This is a genomic window from Shigella dysenteriae (assembly GCF_022354085.1).
Lineage (GTDB): Bacteria > Pseudomonadota > Gammaproteobacteria > Enterobacterales > Enterobacteriaceae > Escherichia > Escherichia coli.
The window spans coordinates 669,781-693,512 of the sequence record NZ_CP055055.1; the positions used below are offsets into that span (position 1 = coordinate 669,781).

Annotated in this window: 19 protein-coding genes, 1 pseudogene and 1 riboswitch; of the genes and pseudogenes, 6 read left to right on the plus strand and 14 right to left on the minus strand. The window is 53.1% G+C overall.

Annotated elements, in window-relative coordinates; all coding sequences use genetic code 11:
- Positions 1-136: 136 nt before the first annotated feature.
- The 4 genes from polB to araB all read right to left on the minus strand — a co-directional run bounded on the left by polB (position 137) and on the right by araB (position 6,640).
- The gene (polB, locus tag HUZ68_RS03195) at positions 137-2,488 is read right to left on the minus strand and encodes a DNA polymerase II (protein WP_001717641.1); all 2,352 of its coding nucleotides are present in this window, start codon (positions 2,486-2,488) and stop codon (positions 137-139) included.
- Between the two features lie 74 nt (positions 2,489-2,562).
- A complete protein-coding gene (gene araD, locus HUZ68_RS03200) occupies positions 2,563-3,258 on the minus strand; it encodes an L-ribulose-5-phosphate 4-epimerase (protein WP_000888654.1) in 696 nt (231 codons plus the stop codon).
- Positions 3,259-3,426: 168 nt separating this feature from the next.
- Positions 3,427-4,929 (minus strand): L-arabinose isomerase, encoded by a 1,503-nt coding sequence (gene araA / locus HUZ68_RS03205; RefSeq protein WP_239594027.1) that lies wholly within the window; start codon positions 4,927-4,929, stop codon positions 3,427-3,429.
- A gap of 10 nt (positions 4,930-4,939) precedes the next feature.
- Positions 4,940-6,640: a ribulokinase gene (araB, locus tag HUZ68_RS03210; protein ID WP_135941597.1), complete on the minus strand. Its 1,701-nt coding sequence runs from the start codon at positions 6,638-6,640 to the stop codon at positions 4,940-4,942.
- 338 nt (positions 6,641-6,978) lie between these two features.
- Here araB and araC point away from each other — a divergent pair, with 338 nt between their 5' ends.
- Positions 6,979-7,857 carry an arabinose operon transcriptional regulator AraC gene (gene araC, locus HUZ68_RS03215; protein ID WP_001300811.1) on the plus strand — a complete coding sequence of 293 codons (879 nt, stop codon included), beginning with the start codon at positions 6,979-6,981 and terminating at the stop codon, positions 7,855-7,857.
- An 85-nt stretch (positions 7,858-7,942) separates the two neighbouring features.
- Complete coding sequence (locus HUZ68_RS03220) at positions 7,943-8,707, plus strand: DedA family protein (RefSeq protein ID WP_001148407.1); 765 nt, start codon at positions 7,943-7,945, stop codon at positions 8,705-8,707.
- 113 nt (positions 8,708-8,820) lie between these two features.
- Here the strand turns inward: HUZ68_RS03220 and thiQ are convergent, their stop codons facing one another.
- From thiQ to thiB, 3 genes are read right to left on the minus strand one after another with little or no spacing between them, the layout of a single operon-like run.
- Positions 8,821-9,519 (minus strand): thiamine ABC transporter ATP-binding protein ThiQ, encoded by a 699-nt coding sequence (gene thiQ / locus HUZ68_RS03225; protein WP_000916287.1) that lies wholly within the window; start codon positions 9,517-9,519, stop codon positions 8,821-8,823.
- Positions 9,503-11,113: a thiamine/thiamine pyrophosphate ABC transporter permease ThiP gene (gene thiP, locus HUZ68_RS03230; RefSeq protein ID WP_191655085.1), complete on the minus strand. Its 1,611-nt coding sequence runs from the start codon at positions 11,111-11,113 to the stop codon at positions 9,503-9,505. Before thiP ends, thiQ begins: the two co-directional genes overlap by 17 nt.
- Complete coding sequence (gene thiB / locus HUZ68_RS03235; RefSeq protein ID WP_171461425.1) at positions 11,089-12,072, minus strand: thiamine ABC transporter substrate binding subunit; 984 nt, start codon at positions 12,070-12,072, stop codon at positions 11,089-11,091. The genes thiP and thiB overlap by 25 nt, the downstream gene beginning before the upstream one ends.
- 30 nt (positions 12,073-12,102) lie before the next feature.
- Positions 12,103-12,202: riboswitch (TPP riboswitch) on the minus strand.
- Positions 12,203-12,443: 241 nt separating this feature from the next.
- On the opposite strand from thiB, the gene espY2 reads away from it, so the two are divergent.
- Positions 12,444-13,013, plus strand: a complete 570-nt coding sequence (gene espY2, locus HUZ68_RS03240) for a T3SS effector EspY2 (RefSeq protein ID WP_072686437.1) — start codon at positions 12,444-12,446, stop codon at positions 13,011-13,013.
- 228 nt (positions 13,014-13,241) lie between these two features.
- Here the strand turns inward: espY2 and sgrR are convergent, their stop codons facing one another.
- The gene (gene sgrR / locus HUZ68_RS03245) at positions 13,242-14,900 is read right to left on the minus strand and encodes a DNA-binding transcriptional regulator SgrR (protein WP_239594028.1); all 1,659 of its coding nucleotides are present in this window, start codon (positions 14,898-14,900) and stop codon (positions 13,242-13,244) included.
- A gap of 88 nt (positions 14,901-14,988) precedes the next feature.
- Here sgrR and sgrT point away from each other — a divergent pair, with 88 nt between their 5' ends.
- Positions 14,989-15,120, plus strand: a complete 132-nt coding sequence (gene sgrT, locus HUZ68_RS03250; RefSeq protein ID WP_001248768.1) for a glucose uptake inhibitor SgrT — start codon at positions 14,989-14,991, stop codon at positions 15,118-15,120.
- Between the two features lie 107 nt (positions 15,121-15,227).
- On the opposite strand, the gene leuD is transcribed toward sgrT, so the two are convergent.
- The 5 genes from leuD to leuL all read right to left on the minus strand — a co-directional run bounded on the left by leuD (position 15,228) and on the right by leuL (position 20,088).
- Positions 15,228-15,833, minus strand: a complete 606-nt coding sequence (gene leuD / locus HUZ68_RS03255) for a 3-isopropylmalate dehydratase small subunit (protein ID WP_000818225.1) — start codon at positions 15,831-15,833, stop codon at positions 15,228-15,230.
- 10 nt (positions 15,834-15,843) lie between these two features.
- Complete coding sequence (leuC, locus tag HUZ68_RS03260; protein ID WP_001140652.1) at positions 15,844-17,244, minus strand: 3-isopropylmalate dehydratase large subunit; 1,401 nt, start codon at positions 17,242-17,244, stop codon at positions 15,844-15,846.
- 2 nt (positions 17,245-17,246) lie between these two features.
- Entirely contained in the window at positions 17,247-18,338 is a 1,092-nt protein-coding gene (gene leuB / locus HUZ68_RS03265) for a 3-isopropylmalate dehydrogenase (protein WP_000042356.1), read from the minus strand.
- On the minus strand, positions 18,338-19,909 hold the full coding sequence (gene leuA / locus HUZ68_RS03270) for a 2-isopropylmalate synthase (RefSeq protein WP_000082847.1): 1,572 nt from the start codon (positions 19,907-19,909) through the stop codon (positions 18,338-18,340). Before leuA ends, leuB begins: the two co-directional genes overlap by 1 nt.
- 92 nt (positions 19,910-20,001) lie before the next feature.
- Complete coding sequence (gene leuL, locus HUZ68_RS03275; protein ID WP_001300467.1) at positions 20,002-20,088, minus strand: leu operon leader peptide; 87 nt, start codon at positions 20,086-20,088, stop codon at positions 20,002-20,004.
- Positions 20,089-20,745: 657 nt separating this feature from the next.
- Here leuL and leuO point away from each other — a divergent pair.
- The gene (gene leuO / locus HUZ68_RS03280; RefSeq protein ID WP_001302209.1) at positions 20,746-21,690 is read left to right on the plus strand and encodes a transcriptional regulator LeuO; all 945 of its coding nucleotides are present in this window, start codon (positions 20,746-20,748) and stop codon (positions 21,688-21,690) included.
- Between the two features lie 160 nt (positions 21,691-21,850).
- Here leuO and HUZ68_RS25100 read toward each other — a convergent pair.
- Positions 21,851-21,889, minus strand: a pseudogene (locus HUZ68_RS25100) (hypothetical protein).
- Between the two features lie 118 nt (positions 21,890-22,007).
- Between HUZ68_RS25100 and ilvI the strand changes: the two are divergent.
- Positions 22,008-23,732: an acetolactate synthase 3 large subunit gene (ilvI, locus tag HUZ68_RS03285; RefSeq protein ID WP_000425668.1), complete on the plus strand. Its 1,725-nt coding sequence runs from the start codon at positions 22,008-22,010 to the stop codon at positions 23,730-23,732.

Sequence of the window (23,732 nt, forward strand, 5' to 3'; positions counted from 1 at the left end):
CAGGCAATAACCACCCGCTACCGTGCTTATGAGGTAGTGGTGTTATTCAGGTCCAGGAATGGAAAGGGCGCTATGGTACTGGATGGCAAAGCATTCGTCACGCATCAAAATGGTATCTGGCGAACTCTTTTTTTGCTCAAAATAGCCCAAGTTGCCCGGTCATAAGTGTAGCAAAATTATCCTCAATAAAAGGGAGTATTCCCTCCGCCACGGGTTGTAGCTGGCGGGTCAGATAGTGTTCGTAATCCAGTGGTGAACGTTGGTAGTCCAGCGGCTCCGGGCCGTTGGTGGTCCATACGTACTTAATGGTGCCGCGGTTCTGATATTGCAAGGGGCGACCGCGCTTTTGGTTTTCTTCATCGGCAAGACGAGCTGCGCGTACATGAGGCGGAACATTACGCTGATATTCGCTCAGCGGACGGCGAAGGCGTTTACGGTAAACCAGCCGCGCATCCAGTTCACCCGCCATCAGTTTGTCGATGGTTTCGCGGACGTACTCCTGATATGGCTCGTTGCGGAAGATACGCAGGTAAAGCTCCTGCTGAAACTGCTGGGCCAGCGGCGTCCAGTCCGTACGCACGGTTTCCAGCCCTTTAAACACCATCCGCTGTTTGTCGCCCTCCTGAATCAGCCCGGCATAACGCTTTTTACTGCCGGTATCGGCTCCGCGAATGGTTGGCATCAGAAAACGGCAGAAATGGGTTTCATACTCCAGTTCCAGTGCGCTGGTCAGCTGTTGTTTTTGCAGCGTTTCCGCCCACCAGGCGTTAACGTGCTGCACCAGTGCACGACCGATTTTCGCCGCTTCTTCTTCCGAATGTGCGCCTTTCAGCCAGACAAACGTTGAGTCGGTATCGCCGTAGATCACGTCGTAGCCCTGCGCTTCAATCAACGCTTTGGTTTGCCGCATGATCTGATGACCACGCATGGTGATCGACGATGCAAGGCGCGGATCGAAGAAGCGGCAGGCGGTGGTGCCGAGCACGCCATAAAAGGCATTCATAATGATCTTCAGCGCCTGCGAAAGCGGCTTATTACCCTGACGTTTGGCTTCATCGCGCCCGTGCCAGATGTTAGTCACAATCTCCGGCAGGCAATGTTTCTCCCGTGAGAACCAGGCATCGAGAAAACCTTCGGTACTGTGCTCCGGATCGGGCTGCGCCATGCCTTCCACCAGCCCGACGGGATCAATCAGAAAGGTGCGGATGATCGACGGGTACAGGCTTTTGTAGTCCAGCACCAGCACCGAATCATAAAGCCCAGGTCGCGAATCCATCACGTAGCCGCCAGGGCTGGCGTGCGGCGGCACTTCGCCGAGATTAGGCGCGACATAACCAGCGCGATGCATACGGGGAAAATAGAGATGACCAAACGCTGCCACCGAACCGCCGTGCCGATCCACCGGCAGGCCGTTCACCGTTGCTCGTTCGAGTAAAAATGGCATGATTTCAGTTTTGTGGAAGATCTGCGTCACCAGCTCGCAATCTTTCAGGTTATAAGTTGCCAGCGCAGGTTTATCTTCGGCGAAACGGCGGTCAATTTCGTCCATTCGATCCCACGGGTTATCGATAGATTTTCCTTCGCCTAATAGCTCCTGAGCGACAGTTTCCAGCGAGAATGAAGAGAAATTCCAGAACGCGGATTTCAGCGCCTCGATACCGTCGATAATTAGCCGACCTTTAGCCTGAGCAAAAAAGACGCCGTTTTTAAAGCCGTGCTCGCGCCACTCCAGCTCGCTGTTATCGCGCCCCAGCCGCAGCGGAATACGATAACGCTCGGCATGTTTTTGCAGCATTCGCAGATCGAATTGCACCACGTTCCAACCGATGATCACATCAGGATCGTAGTTGGCAAACCAGGCGTTAAGTTTTTCCAGTAGCTGCGGGCGACTGGCGACGTATTCCAGTTCAAAATCGAGCGCGGAGGCGTCGCCATTCTCTGGCCCCAGCATATAAACGATGCGCTGCCCGCAACCTTCCAGGCCGATGCAGTACAGCTCACCGTGGCGGGTGGTTTCAATATCAATAGAAACCCACTTGAGCGGCGGACGATAGTCGGGATGCGGTTTCAGACGGGCATTAACGATAGCGCCATTGTGCATATCACCCTCGACCCACACCGGTGAGGTGATAAACCGCTCCATCAGATAGCGTTCTGGCGGGCGCACATCGGCCTCGTAGACGGTAACGCCACCTTCACGCAGGCGCTTTTCGTAATTCATCAACTGGCGATGGGCGCGACAGTAAAAGCCATACACCGGCTGGCGGTGAAAATCCTTTAACGCCAGCGGCGTCAGGCGAAAGCCTTGTTCACCCCGCAAAATATGCTGAGCGCGGGGAACCTGATCGGCGGGAATAAACGCCACGGACTCTTGCGGTGCAAGCGTAACCTGCAACGGCCCGTTGTCCGTCGCCAGCCAGAAGGAGACCTCTGTTCCTTGCGGGGTATCCCGCCAGTGTCGGGTTAAGATAAAACCTGCCTGCGCCACGCTGAAAATCCATCAAAAAACCAGGCTTGATTATAGCCTGGTTTCATTTGATTGGCTGTGGTTTTATACAGTCATTACTGCCCGTAATATGCCTTCGCGCCATGCTTACGCAGATAGTGTTTATCCAGCAGCGTTTGCTGCATATCCGGTAACTGCGGCGCTAACTGACGGCAGAATATCCCCATATAAGCGACCTCTTCCAGCACGATGGCGTTATGCACCGCATCTTCGGCATTTTTGCCCCATGCAAATGGGCCGTGAGAATGGACCAGGACGCCGGGCATTTGCGCTGCATCGATACCCTGTTTTTCGAAGGTTTCTACGATGACGTTACCGGTTTCCCACTCATATTCGCCGTTGATTTCTGCGTCGGTCATTTTGCGGGTGCAGGGAATGGTGCCGTAGAAATAGTCGGCGTGGGTGGTGCCGGTAGCTGGAATCGACTGACCCGCCTGCGCCCAGATGGTGGCGTGGCGCGAGTGCGTGTGCACAATGCCGCCAATGGACGGGAATGCCTGATAGAGTAGTCGGTGAGTTGGCGTATCGGAGGAGGGCTTTTTCGCACCTTCAACCACTTCACCGGTTTCGATGCTGACCACGACCATATCGTCAGCGGTCATGATGCTGTAATCGACGCCGGAAGGTTTGATCACAAAGACGCCGCGCTCGCGATCAACGGCGCTGACGTTGCCCCAGGTGAGCGTGACCAGGTTATGTTTTGGCAGCGCCAGGTTGGCTTCTAATACCTGGCGTTTGAGATCTTCTAACATGTTGACTCCTGAGAGGTCGTTTCCCCTCACCCCGGCCCTCTCCCCAAAGGGGCGAGGGGGAAAACAATGCCGGATGCGCTTTGCTTATCCGGCCTACAAAATCACAGCGTGTAGGCCTGATAAGACGCGTCAGCGTCGCATCAGGCGTTACACACCTGATGCGGCTACTTAGCGACGAAATCCGTAATACACTTCGTTCCAGCGCAGCGCGTCTTTAAACGCTGGCAGGCGGGTGTCGTTATCAATCACCGTGATTTCAATGTCGTGCATCTCGGCGAACTGGCGCATATCGTTGAGGTTCAGCGCATGGCTGAAGACGGTGTGGTGCGCACCACCAGCAAGGATCCACGCTTCGGAAGCAGTTGGCAGATCCGGTTGCGCTTTCCACAGCGCGTTCGCCACCGGCAGTTTCGGCAGGGAGTGCGGTGTTTTCACCGTGTCGATGCAGTTAACCAACAGACGATAACGATCGCCGAGATCGATCAGACTGGCGACAATCGCTGGGCCGGTTTGGGTATTGAAGATCAGGCGGGCAGGATCGTCCTTACCACCAATACCGAGATGCTGAACGTCGAGGATCGGTTTCTCTTCTGCGGCGATCGACGGGCAGACTTCCAGCATATGGGAGCCGAGCACCAGGTCATTGCCTTTCTCGAAGTGATAGGTGTAGTCCTCCATAAAGGAGGTGCCGCCCTGCAGACCGGTTGACATCACCTTCATGATGCGAAGCAGGGCGGCAGTTTTCCAGTCGCCTTCGCCCGCAAAGCCGTAACCCTGCTGCATCAGACGCTGTACGGCCAGACCAGGAAGCTGTTTCAGACCGTGCAAATCTTCAAAGGTGGTGGTGAACGCGTGGAAGCCACCTTGTTCCAGGAAACGTTTCATCCCCAGCTCAATACGCGCCGCTTCCAGCACGTTCTGTCGTTTTTCGCCGTGGATTTGTGTGGCAGGCGTCATGGTGTAGCAGCTTTCGTACTCATCGACCAGCGCGTTAACATCGCCGTCGCTGATGGAGTTCACCACCTGCACCAGATCGCCAACCGGCCAGGTATTGACGGAGAAACCGAACTTGATCTGTGCGGCAACTTTATCGCCATCGGTGACCGCCACTTCACGCATGTTATCGCCAAATCGGCAGACTTTCAGATGACGGGTATCCTGTTTAGATACCGCCTGACGCATCCAGGAGCCGATACGCTCATGGGCTTGTTTATCCTGCCAGTGACCGGTAACCACGGCATGTTGCTGACGCATACGCGCGCCAATGAAGCCGAACTCGCGACCGCCGTGCGCGGTCTGGTTCAGGTTCATAAAGTCCATATCGATGCTGTCCCACGGCAGCGCCGCGTTGAACTGGGTGTGGAATTGCAGCAACGGTTTGTTGAGCATGGTCAGGCCGTTGATCCACATTTTGGCCGGGGAGAAGGTGTGTAGCCACACCACCAGACCAGCGCAACGATCGTCGTAATTAGCATCACGGCAAATAGCGGTGATTTCATCCGGCGTGGTGCCCAGCGGTTTCAGTACCAGTTTGCAGGGCAGTTTCGCTTCCGTATTCAGCGCTTTCACAACGTGCTCGGCATGTTGGGTGACCTGACGCAGGGTTTCCGGGCCATACAGATGCTGGCTGCCAATTACAAACCACACTTCATAATTATCAAAAATCGTCATTATCGTGTCCTTATAGAGTCGGAACGGCCTGGGCAGCCTGTGCCGGGGCGGAAGTTGGAAGATAGTGTTGTTCGGCGCTCATCGCCCATTGCTGATAGCGGCGATAAAGCTGTTCAAAGCGTTGTGCCTGTTCGCTGCGCGGTTGCAGGGTTTTCTCTACCGCACTGGCCATTTTTTGCTGGGCTGATGGGATGTCTGCGTGCACTTTCGCGGCGACGGCAGCAAAAATCGCCGCACCGAGCGCACAGCATTGGTCAGAGGCAACAATTTGCAGCGGGCGATTCAGCACGTCGCAGCAGGCCTGCATAATGACCTGGTTTTTCCGCGCGATGCCGCCCAGCGCCATCACGTTATTGACGGCGATCCCCTGATCGGTAAAGCACTCCATGATTGCGCGTGCGCCAAAGGCGGTGGCAGCAATCAAACCGCCGAACAGCAGCGGAGCGTCGGTAGCGAGGTTAAGATCGGTAATCACCCCTTTCAGGCGTTGGTTAGCGTTCGGTGTGCGGCGGCCGTTAAACCAGTCGAGCACCACCGGCAGGTGATCCAGAGACGGATTTTTGGCCCATGCTTCGGTCAGCGCCGGAAGCAGTTGTTTCTGGCTGGCGTCGATTTGCTCTTTTAGTTCCGGATGCTGGGCGGCAAGCTGTTCCAGCGGCCAGCCGAGTACGCGACCGAACCAGGCGTAGATATCACCAAACGCCGATTGGCCTGCTTCCAGACCGATAAATCCAGGCACCACGCTGCCATCAACCTGACCGCAAATACCTTTCACTGCCCGCTCGCCAACGCTCTGTTTGTCGGCAATCAGAATGTCGCAGGTGGAAGTACCGATAACTTTTACCAGTGCGTTAGGCTGTGCGCCTGCACCAACTGCGCCCATATGGCAGTCAAACGCGCCGCCGGAAATCACCACGCTTTCAGGCAGGCCGAGACGCTGCGCCCATTCCGGGCATAAGGTGCCCACCGGAATATCGGCAGTCCAGGTATCAGTGAACAGCGGGGAAGGCAAATGGCGATTGAGGATCGGGTCCAGCTCATCAAAGAAACTGGCTGGCGGCAGGCCGCCCCAGCTTTCGTGCCACAGAGATTTATGCCCGGCGCTGCAACGTCCGCGACGAATATCCTGCGGGCGGGTGGTACCGGAAAGCAGAGCTGGCACCCAGTCGCACAGCTCAATCCACGATGCGGCAGATTGCGCCACGGCGCTGTCCTGGCGAGTCACATGCAGGATTTTTGCCCAGAACCATTCGCTGGAATAAATACCGCCAATGTAGCGGGAGTAGTCAACGTTGCCCGGCGCGTGGCACAAACGGGTAATCTCTTCCGCTTCTTCAACCGCAGTGTGGTCTTTCCACAATACGAACATCGCGTTCGGGTTTTCGGCAAACTCCGGGCGCAGCGCCAGCACGTTACCGTCGGCATCAATCGGTGCGGGCGTCGAGCCGGTACTGTCAACGCCAATCCCGACCACAGCTGCGCGCTGTTCGACGCTAAGCTCTGCAAGCACGGTTTTCAGTGCCGCTTCCATTGACTCAATGTAGTCACGCGGATGATGACGGAACTGGTTATTCGGGGCATCACAAAATTGCCCTTTTTGCCAACGGGGATACCACTCTACGCTGGTGGCGATCTCTTCACCACTGGCGCAGTCCACCGCCAAAGCTCGCACAGAATCACTGCCAAAATCGAGGCCAATTGCAATCGCCATCGTTTCACTCCATCCAAAAAAACGGGTATGGAGAAACAGTAGAGAGTTGCGAAAAAAAGCGTCAGGTAGGATCCGCTAATCTTATGGATAAAAATGCTATGGCATAGCAAAGTGTGACGCCGTGCAAATTATCAATGTGGACTTTTCTGCCGTGATTATAGACACTTTTGTTACGCGTTTTTGTCATGGCTTTGGTCCCGCTTTGTTACAGAATGCTTTTAATAAGCGGGGTTACCGGTTGGGTTAGCGAGAAGAGCCAGTAAAAGACGCAGTGACGGCAATGTCTGATGCAATATGGACAATTGGTTTCTTCTCTGAATGGCGGGAGTATGAAAAGTATGGCTGAAGCGCAAAATGATCCCCTGCTGCCGGGATACTCGTTTAACGCCCATCTGGTGGCGGGTTTAACGCCGATTGAGGCCAACGGTTATCTCGATTTTTTTATCGACCGACCGCTGGGAATGAAAGGTTATATTCTCAATCTCACCATTCGCGGTCAGGGGGTGGTGAAAAATCAGGGACGAGAATTTGTCTGCCGACCGGGTGATATTTTGCTGTTCCCGCCAGGAGAGATTCATCACTACGGCCGTCATCCGGAGGCTCGCGAATGGTATCACCAGTGGGTTTACTTTCGTCCGCGCGCCTACTGGCATGAATGGCTTAACTGGCCGTCAATATTTGCCAATACGGGTTTCTTTCGCCCGGATGAAGCGCACCAGCCGCATTTCAGCGACCTGTTTGGGCAAATCATTAACGCCGGGCAAGGGGAAGGGCGCTATTCGGAGCTGCTGGCGATAAATCTGCTTGAGCAATTGTTACTGCGGCGCATGGAAGCGATTAACGAGTCGCTCCATCCACCGATGGATAATCGGGTACGCGAGGCTTGTCAGTACATCAGCGATCACCTGGCAGACAGCAATTTTGATATCGCCAGCGTCGCACAGCATGTTTGCCTGTCTCCGTCGCGTCTGTCACATCTTTTCCGCCAGCAGTTAGGGATTAGCGTCTTAAGCTGGCGCGAGGACCAACGCATCAGCCAGGCGAAGCTGCTTTTGAGCACCACCCGGATGCCTATCGCCACCGTCGGTCGCAATGTTGGTTTTGACGATCAACTCTATTTCTCGCGGGTATTTAAAAAATGCACCGGGGCCAGCCCGAGCGAGTTCCGTGCCGGTTGTGAAGAAAAAGTGAATGATGTAGCCGTCAAGTTGTCATAATTGGTAACGAATCAGACAATTGACGGCTTGACGGAGTAGCATAGGGTTTGCAGAATCCCTGCTTCGTCCATTTGACAGGCACATTATGCAAGCATTGCTGGAACACTTTATTACCCAATCCACCGTGTATTCATTGATGGCGGTGGTGTTGGTGGCCTTTCTGGAGTCGCTGGCGCTGGTCGGTTTGATTCTACCCGGTACGGTGCTGATGGCGGGGCTGGGAGCGCTGATTGGCAGCGGCGAGTTAAGTTTCTGGCACGCCTGGCTGGCAGGGATCGTCGGTTGTCTGCTGGGCGACTGGATCTCCTTCTGGCTGGGCTGGCGTTTTAAAAAGCCATTGCATCGCTGGTCATTTCTGAAGAAGAACAAAGCATTACTCGATAAAACTGAACATGCGTTGCATCAACACAGCATGTTCACCATTCTGGTCGGTCGTTTTGTTGGCCCGACGCGTCCGCTGGTGCCAATGGTGGCGGGAATGCTGGATCTGCCGGTGGCTAAATTTATTACGCCGAATATTATCGGCTGCCTGCTGTGGCCGCCGTTTTACTTCCTGCCAGGGATTCTGGCGGGCGCGGCGATCGATATTCCTGCCGGAATGCAGAGTGGCGAGTTTAAATGGTTGCTGCTGGCGACGGCGGTATTTTTGTGGGTTGGTGGCTGGCTGTGCTGGCGGTTATGGCGCAGCGGCAAAGCAACCGATCGTTTGAGTCATTATTTGTCCCGCGGTCGTTTGTTGTGGCTGACGCCGTTGATTTCTGCCATCGGCGTGGTGGCGCTGGTGGTGTTAGTTCGCCATCCGTTAATGCCGGTGTATATCGATATTTTGCGTAAAGTGGTTGGAGTTTAGGAGATAGTCTTGTGCGGGTTGCCTGATGCGACGCTTGCCGCGTCTTATCAGGCCTACAAAACGCACTACCCGTAGGTCGGATAAGGCGTTCACGCCGCATCCGACAGTGCATACTAACCTGTAATTCCCAACAGCGCCGAAGCACTCGCCTTACCGCTTAACAACTCATCGGTTTTACCCTGCCAGGCGATGCGCCCGTCGGCGACCACCACCGAGCGCGTGGCGATCCGCGCCGCATCTTCCACGCTGTGCGACACCATCAATAGCGTCATTTTTTGCTGCTGGCAGCTCGTGCTCACCAGCGTCAACATCTCCTGACGTAACGCCGGATCGAGCGCAGAGAACGGTTCATCGAGCAATAAAATCGGCTGCTCGCGTACCAGACAACGCGCTAACGCCACGCGCTGTCGCTGACCGCCGGAAAGCTCGCCAGGTAACCGCGCCATTAAATTATCAATCCCCATCTGACGGGCAATCGCGTGCATTTTCTCCTGCTGTGCCGCGTTCAGTTTCAATCCCGGATTTAGCCCCAGCCCGATGTTCTGCGCAACCGTCAGGTGGCTGAACAGGTTGTTCTCCTGAAACAGCATCGACACCGGACGGCGTGACGGCGGCGTCGTGGTGTGATCAACGCCGTCGATAGTCAGCGAACCGCTGGCTGGCGTCAGAAAACCGGCGATCAAATTCAGCAGGGTACTTTTACCCGCGCCGCTTGGCCCGAGGATCGCCACCTGCTCGCCGCGTTCTACTGTTAAGCTAAAACGCATCGGCAAATGGTGGTAAAGCCAGGTGATATCAGTCAGTTTTAACATTTCGCCCCGGTAGTTTTTCAATCACGGTAAACAGCAGAAAACAGAGTAGTAGCAGAATTAACGCGGTGACCGCGCCGTCCTGGCTGCGATAGGAGCCAATTTGCTGGTAGAGATAAAACGGTAGGGTGCGGAAATCATCGTTACCGAACAACGCCACCACGCCAAAATCACCAATCGACAGCACGCAGGCAAAAGCCAGCGCCTGCGCCAGCGGGCGTTTCAGGGCGCGCAGCTCCACCACTTTTAAGCGTGACCAGCCTTCAATCCCCAGCGACTGACATAACATGCTGTAGCGGGCGGTGATATCGCGCATCGGGTTTTCCAGCACTTTCAGGGCGTAGGGGATCGCCATTAACGCATTGGTGAAAATCACAATGCCGTCAGCAGATTGCGGCAGGCCAATGGTGCTGTTGAGCAGTAAAAAGAAGCCCGTTGCCAGCACAATCCCCGGCATAGCGAGGATCAACATGCCGCTCATCTCCAGCGCCTGGCCCGCCAGCATTTTTTGCCGCGCCCGAAGTTCGCGACTGCTCCATAGCAGCATCATGGTCAGCACTACGCACAATACACCTGCCGCCAGCGCAATACGCAACGAGGTCCACAGCGCCTGCCACAGCACCGGTTGTGCCAGCACTTCCGGCAACTGGCGATTTACCCCATCGACGATCACCGCCAGCAACGGTGGCAGCAACAGCAGCAGCGCCAGCACTATTAACACCGTGTCGCAAATGCGGCTATGCAGACGATCGTCCGGGTCGCGCCAGCCTTGCAGCAGCGTGGTGCCGGGCGCAATGGCCTTACTTAGTCGCTGACTCAACAGCACCAGCCCAAGGCAACACATCATCTGGATCAGCGCCAGCATCGCCGCGCGGGCAGGATCGTAGTCGTAACTCAGCGCCTGATAAATAGCCAGCTCGATAGTGGTCGCCTGCGGACCGCCGCCCAGCGACAGTACGGTGGCGAAGCTGGCGAAACAGAGCATAAAGATAAGCGCAGCAACTGGCGGGATTTGTCGCCGTAACCACGGCCATTCGACGAAACGAAAGAAGTGCCAGCCACGCATCCCAAGCTGGGCGGCAAGTTGACGTTGTTCGCCGGGAATGTTTTCCAGTGCCTGAAGTAATAAACGGCTCGCCATCGGCAGATTAAAAAACACATGGGCCAGCAAAATGCCTTGCAGGCCGTAGGGCGAAAAGGTCCACTCCAGACCGAGCGATTGGCAGAGCGATGCCAGCCAGCCCTGGCGACCATAGACGCTAAGAATGCCGAAAACGGCGACCAGCACCGGGAGGATCAAGGTCATTGCGCACAGACGCAACAGCGCCAGCCGACCCGGAAAGCGCCTGCGATAGAGTGCGCGGGCGAGGAATATCGCGGGTACGACAGAGAGCAGCGCCGAGAGAAACGCCTGCCAGAAGGAGAAGCGCACCACATGCCACAGGTAGCTGTCCCGCCAGACTGCCGACCAGTCACCCTGCGGCGCGTTCCACCACAGGGCGAGAAACGCCGCCAGCGCAACCGCTACCACCAGCGTGGCGGCGCTTACACCTGGAATTAACCAGCCGGGAATTAACGGCTGACGGCGCGTTGCCATTCGCTAATCCATGCCTGACGTTGTGCCGCCACTTCGGCTGGCGTGAACTCCAGCGTGGTTGCGGGTTTGGTCAATTTTTCAAAACCGGCAGGCAGCGTGACGTTTGCCACCGGATACATCCAGTTGCCGGTTGGGATCGCATTCTGGAAAGCCGGAGAAACCATAAACTGGAGGAATTTTTGCGCCAGCTCCGGCTGCTTGCTGGCAGCGGTGCGAGCGGCGACTTCCACTTGCAGATAGTGACCTTCGTTGAAGTTCGCGGCGGCGTAGTTATCTTTCTTCTCTTCGAGAATGTGATAAGCCGGAGAGGTGGTGTAACTCAGTACCAGATCGCTTTCACCTTTTAAAAACAGGCCGTAGGCTTCGCTCCAGCCTTTGGTGACGGTGACGGTTTTCTTCGCCAGTTTCTGCCAGGCTTGTGGGGCGTCATCGCCATAGACTTTTTGCATCCATAGCAACAGACCCAGCCCCGGTGTACTGGTGCGCGGATCCTGATAAATCACCCGCCAGTTTTGATCGCTCTCAACCAGTTCTTTCAGGCTTTGTGGCGGGTTTTTCAGTTTGTTCTTGTCATAAACGAAGGCGAAGTAGCCATAATCAAACGGTACGAAAGTGTCATTATTCCAGCCGCCGGGAACGTTAACGGCATCCGCTGCCACACCGCTTTTGGCAAACAGTCCGGTTTTACTGGCGGCGTCTAACAGGTTGTTATCCAGCCCCAGCACCACATCGGCTTTACTGTTTTTGCCTTCCATCCGTAGACGGTTGAGAAGCGAAACGCCATCTTCCAGCGCCACCAGTTTCAGTTCGCAATTACAGTCGGCTTCAAAGGCTTTTTTAACCACCGGACCAGGCCCCCAGTCGGCGGCGAAGGAATCGTAGGTATAAACAGTCAGAACGGGTTTAGCGAAAACGGGCGCTGTGCACAGCAACAGCAGGGGAAGACATTTTTTTAACACTTTGCACCTCAAAAAAGAGTGGCAAAGGACTTGAGAAGGAGCCTCAAATCCCTTCGCCGGCGTTATCCGGATCAGGTTCGACGGGTATTTTCTCAGCGCACGCGTCCGCGTGGCACCCCGTTGAGAACGGCGTTAGTGTAGTGATTTTGTTATCAACCAGCAATCCATAGAGAAGGCGTATTAAAAAAGCCAATATTCGTTCAGCTATCAAGAGCGTATTTGCATAGCTGGAGAGCGTTGATCCGAAAGAATCCCTTAGCTACAGTCAGAATAGGTAACGTAACCGTTTATTGCGTGAATGAGCGATTTTTGACAGTATTCTTATTCAGGACGCTTATTCTGAGTTTTTTACTCAGAGTGGAGCTATCAGCATGAAAGTAAGAAACCCAGAACAGATTAGTATCCCTGCTAGTAATACCACTAAAGATCCAGGCCTTACTAATTCTCAGATTATCAGGATAGTTAACTTGGTCCAAAAGACCGAGAATATGAATATCTTTGAAGAGCTATGGGAGACGTTACGCAATCTCTTTCGGTCAGATAAACATTCTCAGACTGCGGCAAGGCAAATTCTGAAGGATGCATTTTATTTCCAGAATAGTGATGACTACTCAAAATACTTTACCGGGGCTGTCGACGGGAAGGCGCGTGATCAGTTAACTCACTGGCTGATAAAATTTAATGAACTCAAAGAACACGCAAGAGATCCGGAAAATATGGCCGCGAAGGCCTCACTCTCGCCAAAAGATACGTTATGCGTCAGTTTTTTTATTGGCGATGAGGCGATATTTACTCTGAAGTTGCAGCTGAAAGAGAACACCAGGACCGGGTGCATTGACCTGAGTAATGCTTACTTTAACGGTGTTGTCATTTGTGGTATTGACTGTCTCGAGGTTGACATGAGCAATGCTGAAACGAACAATAGCAGATGGTATGACTGACCTGCGCGAGGTTAACCTGAAAAAGATGATCTTTCCGGCCAGAACAAGGCTAGACTGCGCCGTTATTGATTAACTCAGAATATGAAAGAGGGGCTGGAATGCCCCTTCTTTAATCTTATTTGCGACGCTAATCAGACGATGCATAAAACAGAGAAAATATAAAAGTAATGTATTTTATCATTCCGTCTGAATATAAAAAATGCGCTCATGACCGCCAAAAGGCGCAAGCTACTCTGGATCCGGCGGCGCAAACCACGCTGATTTAAAATCGAACCAGCCGAGGGTGTTCATGCGTAGGCCGCGCATACTGCGTTGCCCCTGAATGATCAGCCAGTGGTGGATAAGTGGCACCATTGCTTTACTGGCGACCAGTTGCTGGCACCAGTTCGCCAGATTCATCTCGCCATTGCGCCAGCGGGCGGCGTCGGCTTGCCAGTCGATCGGAATACAGTGTTGGAGCAGCGGCACCTCGCACAGGTGCGCGAACAGCGAAAAATCCAGCGGTAGCGTAAAGTTGGCGCTGTTAAGCCAGATATCGCTCTCGATCTCTCCTTCATGCCACTGATCGTAGCTGATCTCTTTGATTTCCAGTGTGACCTGGTGGCTTGCCAGAATCTGCTGCATGATCCCGGCAATCACCCGATGCTCACTGTGATCCTGATAAAAGGTCAGGGTGAGGCTTTCCAGACCAGCCGGTTTTTCGCTCTTTATGGTGCGGGCATGATGCCAACGGGGGAGCAGTCCATAAGCCGGGAACCACAGTTGCTGGTACTGTTCCTCAGCGAAATAGACCAGATTAGTTGGAGAAAGCACATAGCTTACCCAGTCCCTGACTTGCTGATTCGCCCCGCGATGGGTGCGGCTATCGAACAGTAAATAGTAGCAACCTTCCTCCAGGCGGCTTTCAATCTCTTTTTCCTCGCCCTGTGGACCTTTTAGCATCAGACCTCCGGCTGGCTCGTCGGCAATTTCCGGCAGAACCCAGACGTTAACTTCGTCGATTAATGCCCGGTAACCGAAGAAGTCATCGAATGCCTGAATTTTCAGTTGATTGGTGCTGTTGCGGATCACCGCATACGGACCGGTGCCGATGGGATGGCTGGCAAAGTTACTGAGGGTTTCCCATTCGCGCGGCAGGATCATCGCCGGAACTTGTCCCAGCAGTAACGGCAACCAGCGATCCGGCTGCGTGAGGTGGATATCCAGCGTCCAGGGCGTCGGCGACACAATGTCAGCAATATGCGAATAGAGCGGCAGCGTATTGATTCGTTTTAAAGAGGCGATCACGTCGTCCATTTCCAGTTCACGACCATGATGAAAATGGACTCCTGGACGCAAAAAGAAACGCCAGTGAAGCGGTGATATTTGCTGCCAGTGGTGGGCGATGTCTGCTTCCAGTTCCCCATTTTCCTCATTTATGCGCGTTAGCGAACTGAAGATTTGCCGGGCGATATGGGTTTCGGAACGGCGCAATGCGCTGCCAGGTAGCAGGTTACGCAACGGACGATAGTAGAGCACGCGCAGGATGTGCCGCCCCTGGCGGAAGCTGCGGCCCAGATGAGAAACCAGCATTTGCCTCACAGTCGCTTTGTCGCCAACTAACTGCACTAGTTGGTCGATACGCTCCTGCTCCAGCAGGTCTTCCGCCCGCTGTTGCTGAAGCGCCAGCCCGGTATAGAGGAATGTCAGACGCGAGCGTTTACCACGCCCGACTTCCGCTTCCCACGTCAGCCAGCCGCGATCCTGCATGGTGTTGAGCAGGGTGCGCATATGACGACGCGAGCAGCTCAATAACGCTGCCAGTTCGTTGAGCGTTGTGTCCTGCGATTTACCCTCGCAGCATTGCCACAGGCGGATGAACTGTTGTTGCAGACGAGCAGATGGCATAAAAGGGGAACTCCTGCGCAAAAGACAGCAATTTTATTTTCCCTATATTAAGTCAATAATTCCTAACGATGAAGCAAGGAGGTGCCCCATGCGTCAGTTTTATCAGCACTATTTTACCGCGACAGCGAAGTTGTGCTGGTTGCGTTGGTTAAGCGTCCCACAACGATTAACCATGCTTGAAGAACTGATGCAGTGGGAGGGGAGTCATTCTGACTACTGATTTGCGGACATCATGTGTGACTGAGTATTGGTGTTAATCGCCACGCCAGCAGTGATTATCTGCTGGCTTTTTTCTTTTTGGCGATTGAGTACCGGACGGTGTACAAACTAACGCATAAACGCGGGTTGCTTCGCTTCATAAGCCGCAATGGCGTCGTCGTGCTGCAAGGTAAGCCCAATGCTGTCCAGACCGTTCATCAGGCAGTGGCGGCGGAAGGCATCAATGGTAAAGCGATAGGTTTTCTCACCCGCTTTCACCTCTTGCGCTTCCAGGTCTACATCAAAATGAATCCCCGGATTGGCTTTCACCAGCGCAAACAGCTCATCCACTTCTGCGTCGCTTAATTTCACCGGCAGCAGCTGGTTGTTAAAGCTATTGCCATAGAAGATGTCAGCAAAACTCGGCGCAATCACCACCTTAAAACCGTAATCGGTCAATGCCCAGGGCGCGTGCTCACGCGAGGAGCCACAGCCGAAGTTTTCTCGTGCCAGCAAAATGGAAGCGCCCTGATACTGCGGGAAGTTCAGCACGAAGTCCGGGTTTGGCTGTTGGCCTTTTTCATCCAGAAAACGCCAGTCGTTAAACAGATGCGCGCCAAAACCAGTACGGGTCACTTTCTGCAAAAACTGTTTCGGGATGATTGCATCGGTATCGACATTGGCGGCATCCAGCGGAACCACCAGGCCTGTGTGTTTGATAAATTTCTCTGCCATGGTGTGCTCCTTATTTAATGTTGCGAATGTCGGCGAAATGTCCGGTCACAGCCGCGGCTGCAGCCATTGCCGGGCTGACCAGATGCGTGCGCCCGCCGCGCCCCTGACGGCCTTCAAAGTTACGGTTGCTGGTGGAGGCACAACGTTCGCCCGGATTCAGACGGTCGTTGTTCATCGCCAGACACATTGAGCAGCCAGGCAAGCGCCATTCAAAACCGGCTTCAATAAAGATTTTATCCAGACCTTCCGCTTCCGCCTGGGCTTTTACCGGGCCAGAGCCGGGAACCACCAGTGCCTGCACGCCTGGCGCGACTTTTCGCCCTTTGGCGATCTCCGCTGCCGCGCGTAAATCTTCAATGCGCGAGTTGGTACAGGAACCGATAAACACTTTGTCGATAGCCACTTCGGTCAGCGGAATACCCGGTTTCAGCCCCATATAGGCCAGCGCTTTTTCTGCCGACGCACGTTCAACCGGATCGGCAAACGAAGCCGGATCGGGAATATTGTCGTTCACGGAAATCACCTGGCCTGGATTGGTGCCCCAGGTGACCTGCGGCGAAATCTCTTCTGCTTGCAGAGTGACAACGGTATCGAAAGTTGCGCCTTCGTCGGTTTGCAGGGTTTTCCAGTAGGCAACGGCGTCGTCGAAATCTTTGCCTTTCGGCGCATGCAGACGACCTTTGACATAGTTAAAGGTGGTTTCGTCCGGTGCAACCAGACCGGCTTTCGCGCCCATTTCGATTGCCATATTGCACAGGGTCATCCGACCTTCCATGCTTAAATCACGGATTGCTTCGCCGCAAAACTCCACCACATGCCCGGTGCCGCCTGCGCTGCCAGTTTTACCGATAATTGCCAACACGATATCTTTTGCGGTAATGCCCGGCGCGGCTTTGCCCTGGACTTCAATTTTCATGGTCTTCGCACGGCCCTGTTTCAGGGTTTGCGTTGCCAGTACGTGTTCAACTTCGGAAGTGCCGATACCAAAGGCCAGTGCGCCAAACGCGCCGTGAGTGGCGGTATGCGAGTCGCCGCAGACAATGGTCATCCCCGGCAAGGTCACGCCCTGTTCCGGCCCCATTACGTGGACGATCCCTTGATAGGGGTGATTCAGGTCATACAGTTCGACGCCAAATTCTTTGCAGTTTTTGATCAGTTCCTGCATCTGGATACGCGCCATTTCACCGCAGGCATTAATGTCTTTGGTCTGGGTAGAGACGTTGTGATCCATGGTAGCGAAGGTTTTGCCCGGCTGACGTACCGGGCGACCGTGGGCGCGCAGACCATCGAACGCCTGCGGTGAGGTCACTTCATGCACCAGGTGGCGGTCGATATATAACAGCGGGGTTTCGTTTTCGGCTTCGTACACTACGTGAGCGTCAAACAATTTTTCGTATAACGTCTTAGCCATGATTACACCCCTTCTGCCACATAGCGGGCAATGATATCGCCCATTTCATCGGTACTAACGGCGGCAGCGCCACGGGCTAAATCCCCGGTGCGAATGCCTTCTTCTAATGCGCGGTTAATGGCGCGTTCAATGGCGGAAGCCGCATCATCGGCATCCAGGCTGTAACGCAGCAGCAGTGCCAGCGACAGGATTTGTGCAATCGGGTTGGCGATGTTTTTGCCTGCGATATCTGGTGCCGAGCCGCCTGCCGGTTCATACAGACCAAAACCTTGCTCGTTCAGGCTGGCGGAAGGCAACATGCCCATCGAGCCAGTGATCATTGCGCACTCGTCAGACAGAATGTCGCCAAACAGGTTGGAGCACAGCAGGACGTCAAACTGTGATGGATCTTTAATCAGCTGCATGGTGGCGTTGTCGATGTACATATGCGCCAGTTCGACATCCGGGTATTCCGTGGCGATCTCGTTGACGATTTCACGCCATAAAATAGAGGATTGCAGCACGTTAGCTTTGTCGATTGAGGTGACTTTGTGGCGACGCTTGCGGGCAGATTCAAACGCGATGCGGGCGATACGTTCAATCTCAAAACGGTGATACACCTCGGTATCAAACGCTTTTTCATATTGTCCGCTACCTTCGCGGCCTTTTGGCTGACCGAAATAGATGCCGCCGGTCAGTTCACGCACGCACAGGATGTCGAAGCCGTTTGCGGCAATGTCTGCACGCAGCGGACAGAATGCTTCCAGCCCCTGATACAGTTTTGCCGGGCGCAGGTTGCTGAATAATTTGAAGTGCTTACGCAGAGGCAGCAGCGCGCCGCGTTCTGGTTGCTGGTCTGGTGGTAAATGTTCCCACTTCGGACCGCCTACCGAGCCAAACAGCACGGCATCGGCTTGCTCACAACCTTCAACCGTCGCAGGCGGCAGCGGCTGCCCGTGGTTATCAATGGCTGCGCCGCCTACATCATAATGGCTGGTGGTGATGCGCATCGCAAAGCGGTTGCGCACGGCATCCAGCACTTTCAGCGCCTGGGTCATCACTTCCGGCCCGATCCCATCTCCGGGCAAAACGGCAATATGGTAATTCTTCGACATCACACGGTTTCCTTGTTGTTTTCGTTGTGTTGAGCTTTGCGTTGCAACTCTTTTTCGACTTCTGTGGCACGCCAGATATTGTTAAGTACGTGCACCATGGCTTTGGCGGAGGACTCGACAATATCGGTGGCCAGGCCGACGCCGTGGAAGCGGCGACCGTTGTAGTTGGCGACAATATCCACCTGACCCAGCGCATCTTTACCGTGACCTTTAGCGGTCAGGCTGTATTTCACCAGTTCGACGTTATAGTCAGTGATGCGGTTAATCGCCTGATAGACGGCATCGACCGGACCGTTACCGTTGGCGGCTTCTGCTTTGACTTCTTCGCCGCAGGCCAGTTTGACGGCGGCGGTGGCGATATCGTTAGAGCCAGACTGCACGCTGAAGTAATCCAGACGGAAATGCTCCGGCTCTTCTTGCTGCTTACCGATGAAGGCCAGCGCCTCCAGATCGTAATCAAACACCTGACCTTTTTTGTCCGCCAGCTTGAGGAAGGCGTCGTACAAATTGTCTAAATTATATTCACTTTCTTTATACCCCATCTCATCCATGCGATGTTTCACCGCCGCACGCCCCGAACGAGAGGTCAGATTCAGCTGGATTTGGTTCAGACCAATAGATTCTGGTGTCATGATTTCGTAGTTTTCGCGGTTTTTCAGCACGCCATCCTGGTGGATACCGGAGGAGTGTGCGAATGCGCCGCTGCCAACAATGGCTTTGTTTGCCGGGATCGGCATATTACAAATCTGGCTAACTAACTGGCTGGTGCGCCATATCTCCTGGTGATTAATGGCGGTGTGGACGTTGAGAATATCCTTGCGAACTTTAATCGCCATGATGACTTCTTCCAGGGAACAGTTACCGGCACGCTCGCCGATCCCGTTCATTGCACCTTCCACCTGGCGTGCACCGGCATGTACCGCCGCCAGTGAGTTGCCGACCGCCAGGCCCAAATCGTCGTGGGTATGTACGGAAATAATGGCTTTGTCGATGTTAGGCACGCGTTCATACAGGCCGCTGATGATTCCGGCGAACTCAAACGGCATGGTGTAGCCCACGGTGTCCGGAATGTTGATGGTGGTGGCACCGGCATTAATCGCCGCTTCGACCACTCGCGCCAGATCGGCAATGGGTGTACGCCCGGCATCTTCGCAAGAAAATTCAACATCATCGGTGTAATTACGGGCGCGTTTCACCATATAGATAGCGCGTTCGATCACCTCGTCCAGCGTGCTGCGCAGCTTGGTGGCGATGTGCATTGGCGAAGTGGCAATAAAGGTATGAATACGGAAGGCTTCGGCGACTTTCAGGGATTCGGCCGCCACGTCGATATCTTTCTCCACGCAGCGAGCTAACGCGCATACACGGCTGTTTTTAACCTGGCGAGCGATGGTTTGCACTGATTCAAAATCACCCGGCGAAGAGACGGGGAACCCGACTTCCATCACGTCAACACCCATACGCTCAAGGGCCAGCGCAATTTGCAGTTTTTCTTTCACACTCAAGCTTGCCTGTAACGCCTGTTCACCGTCGCGCAATGTGGTATCGAAAATAATGACTTGCTGGCTCATGGTTTGGGTCCTTGTCTCTTTTAGAGCGCCTCGCTTCGGGCATAAAAAAACCCGCGCAATGGCGCGGGTTTTTTGTTTGACTGCGTGCTGGCTTAATGCTGGATGCCGCTCACTCGTCTACCGCGCAAAGAAGATGCGTTTAGTAGTAGTAGACCGATAAAGCGAACGATGTGAGTCATTAAATCAGCTCCAGATGAATGCGATATGCTTTTAGAGTTACTGGATACAAAAACGGATGTCAACCCTGACGCAATAAAAACGTCCCGCCAGCATGAGTTCTGCATCCGTAAGATTAGCTAATTGTGCTGCTGTGGTTAAAACAAGCGATATTAATTTCTGCTTAACTACCGATGCTTTTCATCGGTTGACATATTTCAGAATAAATTTTTGCATCTAATCCACGAGGAAAAAGGGGACAAAATGCACGCGTTGCAAAACCTATCCTGATGATTTGTATTGAATTATATGTTTTGCGGATTTTTTGATATTGATTTGGTGAATATTATTGATCAATTAATGTTAAGAATTAATGCATTAAACATATAAATAAATTATTAAAAAGCACATTTAATCCATTTTGTGGATGATTGAGTATTCGCGGTAGTTATGATTAGATTGTTTACGCAACAAGAACATTATGGATTATTATGCTGTGGTAAATGACGCTTTCCACGGCAATGGATTCTGTTTTTATAAGAACCCGTATCTTTATGTTTTCCTAATTTTACTCATTTTCCTTTTTCTTATTTTATATGCATGATAAATCATATTCTCGAGGATTATTTCTCTGCATTCCAATAAGGGAAAGGGAGTTAAGTGTGACAGTGGAGTTAAGTATGCCAGAGGTACAAACAGATCATCCAGAGACGGCGGAGTTCAGCAAGCCACAGCTACGCATGGTCGATCTCAACTTATTAACCGTTTTCGATGCCGTGATGCAGGAGCAAAACATTACCCGTGCTGCTCATGTTCTGGGAATGTCGCAACCTGCGGTCAGTAACGCTGTTGCACGCCTGAAGGTGATGTTTAATGACGAGCTTTTTGTTCGTTATGGCCGTGGTATTCAACCGACTGCTCGCGCATTTCAACTTTTTGGTTCAGTTCGTCAGGCATTGCAACTAGTACAAAATGAATTGCCTGGTTCAGGTTTTGAACCCGCGAGCAGTGAACGTGTATTTCATCTTTGTGTTTGCAGCCCGTTAGACAGTATTCTGACCTCGCAGATTTATAATCACATTGAGCAGATTGCGCCAAATATACATGTTATGTTCAAGTCTTCATTAAATCAGAACACTGAACATCAGCTGCGTTATCAGGAAACGGAGTTTGTGATTAGTTATGAAGACTTCCATCGTCCTGAATTTACCAGCGTGCCATTATTTAAAGATGAAATGGTGCTGGTAGCCAGCAAAAATCACCCAACAATTAAGGGCCCGTTACTGAAACATGATGTTTATAACGAACAACATGCGGCGGTTTCGCTCGATCGTTTCGCGTCATTTAGTCAACCTTGGTATGACACGGTAGATAAGCAAGCCAGTATCGCGTATCAGGGCATGGCAATGATGAGCGTACTTAGCGTGGTGTCGCAAACGCATTTGGTCGCTATTGCGCCGCGTTGGCTGGCTGAAGAGTTCGCTGAATCCTTAGAATTACAGGTATTACCGCTGCCGTTAAAACTAAATAGCAGAACCTGTTATCTCTCCTGGCATGAAGCTGCCGGGCGCGATAAAGGCCATCAGTGGATGGAAGAGCAATTAGTCTCAATTTGCAAACGCTAACTGAATGCAGAATAGGTCAGACATGAATGTCTGGTTTATTCTGCATTTTTTATTGAATGTAGAATTTTATTCTGAATGTGTGGGCTCTCTATTTTAGGATTAATTAAAAAAATAGAGAAATTGCTGTAAGTGGTGGGATTTAGCCGATTTATTATCATTTTTATCCTTCGTAATGGAGGATTTTATCGTTTCTTTTCACCTTTCCCCCTGTTTATTCTTATTACCCGGCGTTTATGTCTCTGGCTGCCAATTGCTTAAGCAAGATCGGACGGTTAATGTGTTTTACACATTTTTTCCGTCAAACAGTGAGGCAGGCCATGGAGATGTTGTCTGGAGCCGAGATGGTCGTCCGATCGCTTATCGATCAGGGCGTTAAACAAGTATTCGGTTATCCCGGAGGCGCAGTCCTTGATATTTACGATGCATTGCATACCGTGGGTGGTATCGATCATGTTTTAGTTCGTCATGAGCAGGCGGCAGTGCATATGGCCGATGGTCTGGCGCGCGCGACCGGGGAAGTCGGCGTCGTGCTGGTAACGTCGGGTCCAGGGGCGACCAATGCGATTACTGGCATCGCCACCGCTTATATGGATTCCATTCCATTAGTTGTCCTTTCCGGGCAGGTAGCGACCTCGTTGATAGGTTACGATGCCTTTCAGGAGTGCGACATGGTGGGGATTTCGCGACCGGTGGTTAAACACAGTTTTCTGGTTAAGCAAACGGAAGACATTCCGCAGGTGCTGAAAAAGGCTTTCTGGCTGGCGGCAAGTGGTCGCCCAGGACCAGTGGTCGTTGATTTACCGAAAGATATTCTTAATCCGGCGAACAAATTACCCTATGTCTGGCCGGAGTCGGTCAGTATGCGTTCTTACAATCCCACTACTACCGGACATAAAGGGCAAATTAAGCGTGCTCTGCAAACGCTGGTAGCGGCAAAAAAACCGGTTGTCTACGTAGGCGGTGGGGCAATCACGGCGGGCTGCCATCAGCAGTTGAAAGAAACGGTGGAGGCGTTGAATCTGCCCGTTGTTTCCTCATTGATGGGGCTGGGGGCGTTTCCGGCAACGCATCGTCAGGCACTGGGCATGCTGGGAATGCACGGTACCTACGAAGCCAATATGACGATGCATAACGCGGATGTGATTTTCGCCGTCGGGGTACGATTTGATGACCGAACGACGAACAATCTGGCAAAGTACTGCCCAAATGCCACTGTTCTGCATATCGATATTGATCCTACTTCCATTTCTAAAACCGTGACTGCGGATATCCCGATTGTGGGGGATGCTCGCCAGGTCCTCGAACAAATGCTTGAACTCTTGTCGCAAGAATCCGCCCATCAACCACTGGATGAGATCCGCGACTGGTGGCAGCAAATTGAACAGTGGCGCGCTCGTCAGTGCCTGAAATATGACACTCACAGTGAAAAGATTAAACCGCAGGCGGTGATCGAGACTCTTTGGCGGTTGACGAAGGGAGACGCTTACGTGACGTCCGATGTCGGGCAGCACCAGATGTTTGCTGCACTTTATTATCCATTCGACAAACCGCGTCGCTGGATCAATTCCGGTGGCCTCGGAACGATGGGTTTTGGTTTACCTGCGGCACTGGGCGTCAAAATGGCGTTGCCAGAAGAAACCGTGGTTTGCGTCACTGGCGACGGCAGTATTCAGATGAACATTCAGGAACTGTCTACCGCGTTGCAATACGAGTTGCCCGTACTGGTGGTGAATCTCAATAACCGCTATCTGGGGATGGTGAAGCAGTGGCAGGACATGATCTATTCCGGCCGTCATTCACAATCTTATATGCAATCGCTACCCGATTTCGTCCGTCTGGCGGAAGCCTATGGGCATGTCGGGATCCAGATTTCTCATCCGCATGAGCTGGAAAGCAAACTTAGCGAGGCGCTGGAACAGGTGCGCAATAATCGCCTGGTGTTTGTTGATGTTACCGTCGATGGCAGCGAGCACGTCTACCCGATGCAGATTCGCGGGGGCGGAATGGATGAAATGTGGTTAAGCAAAACGGAGAGAACCTGA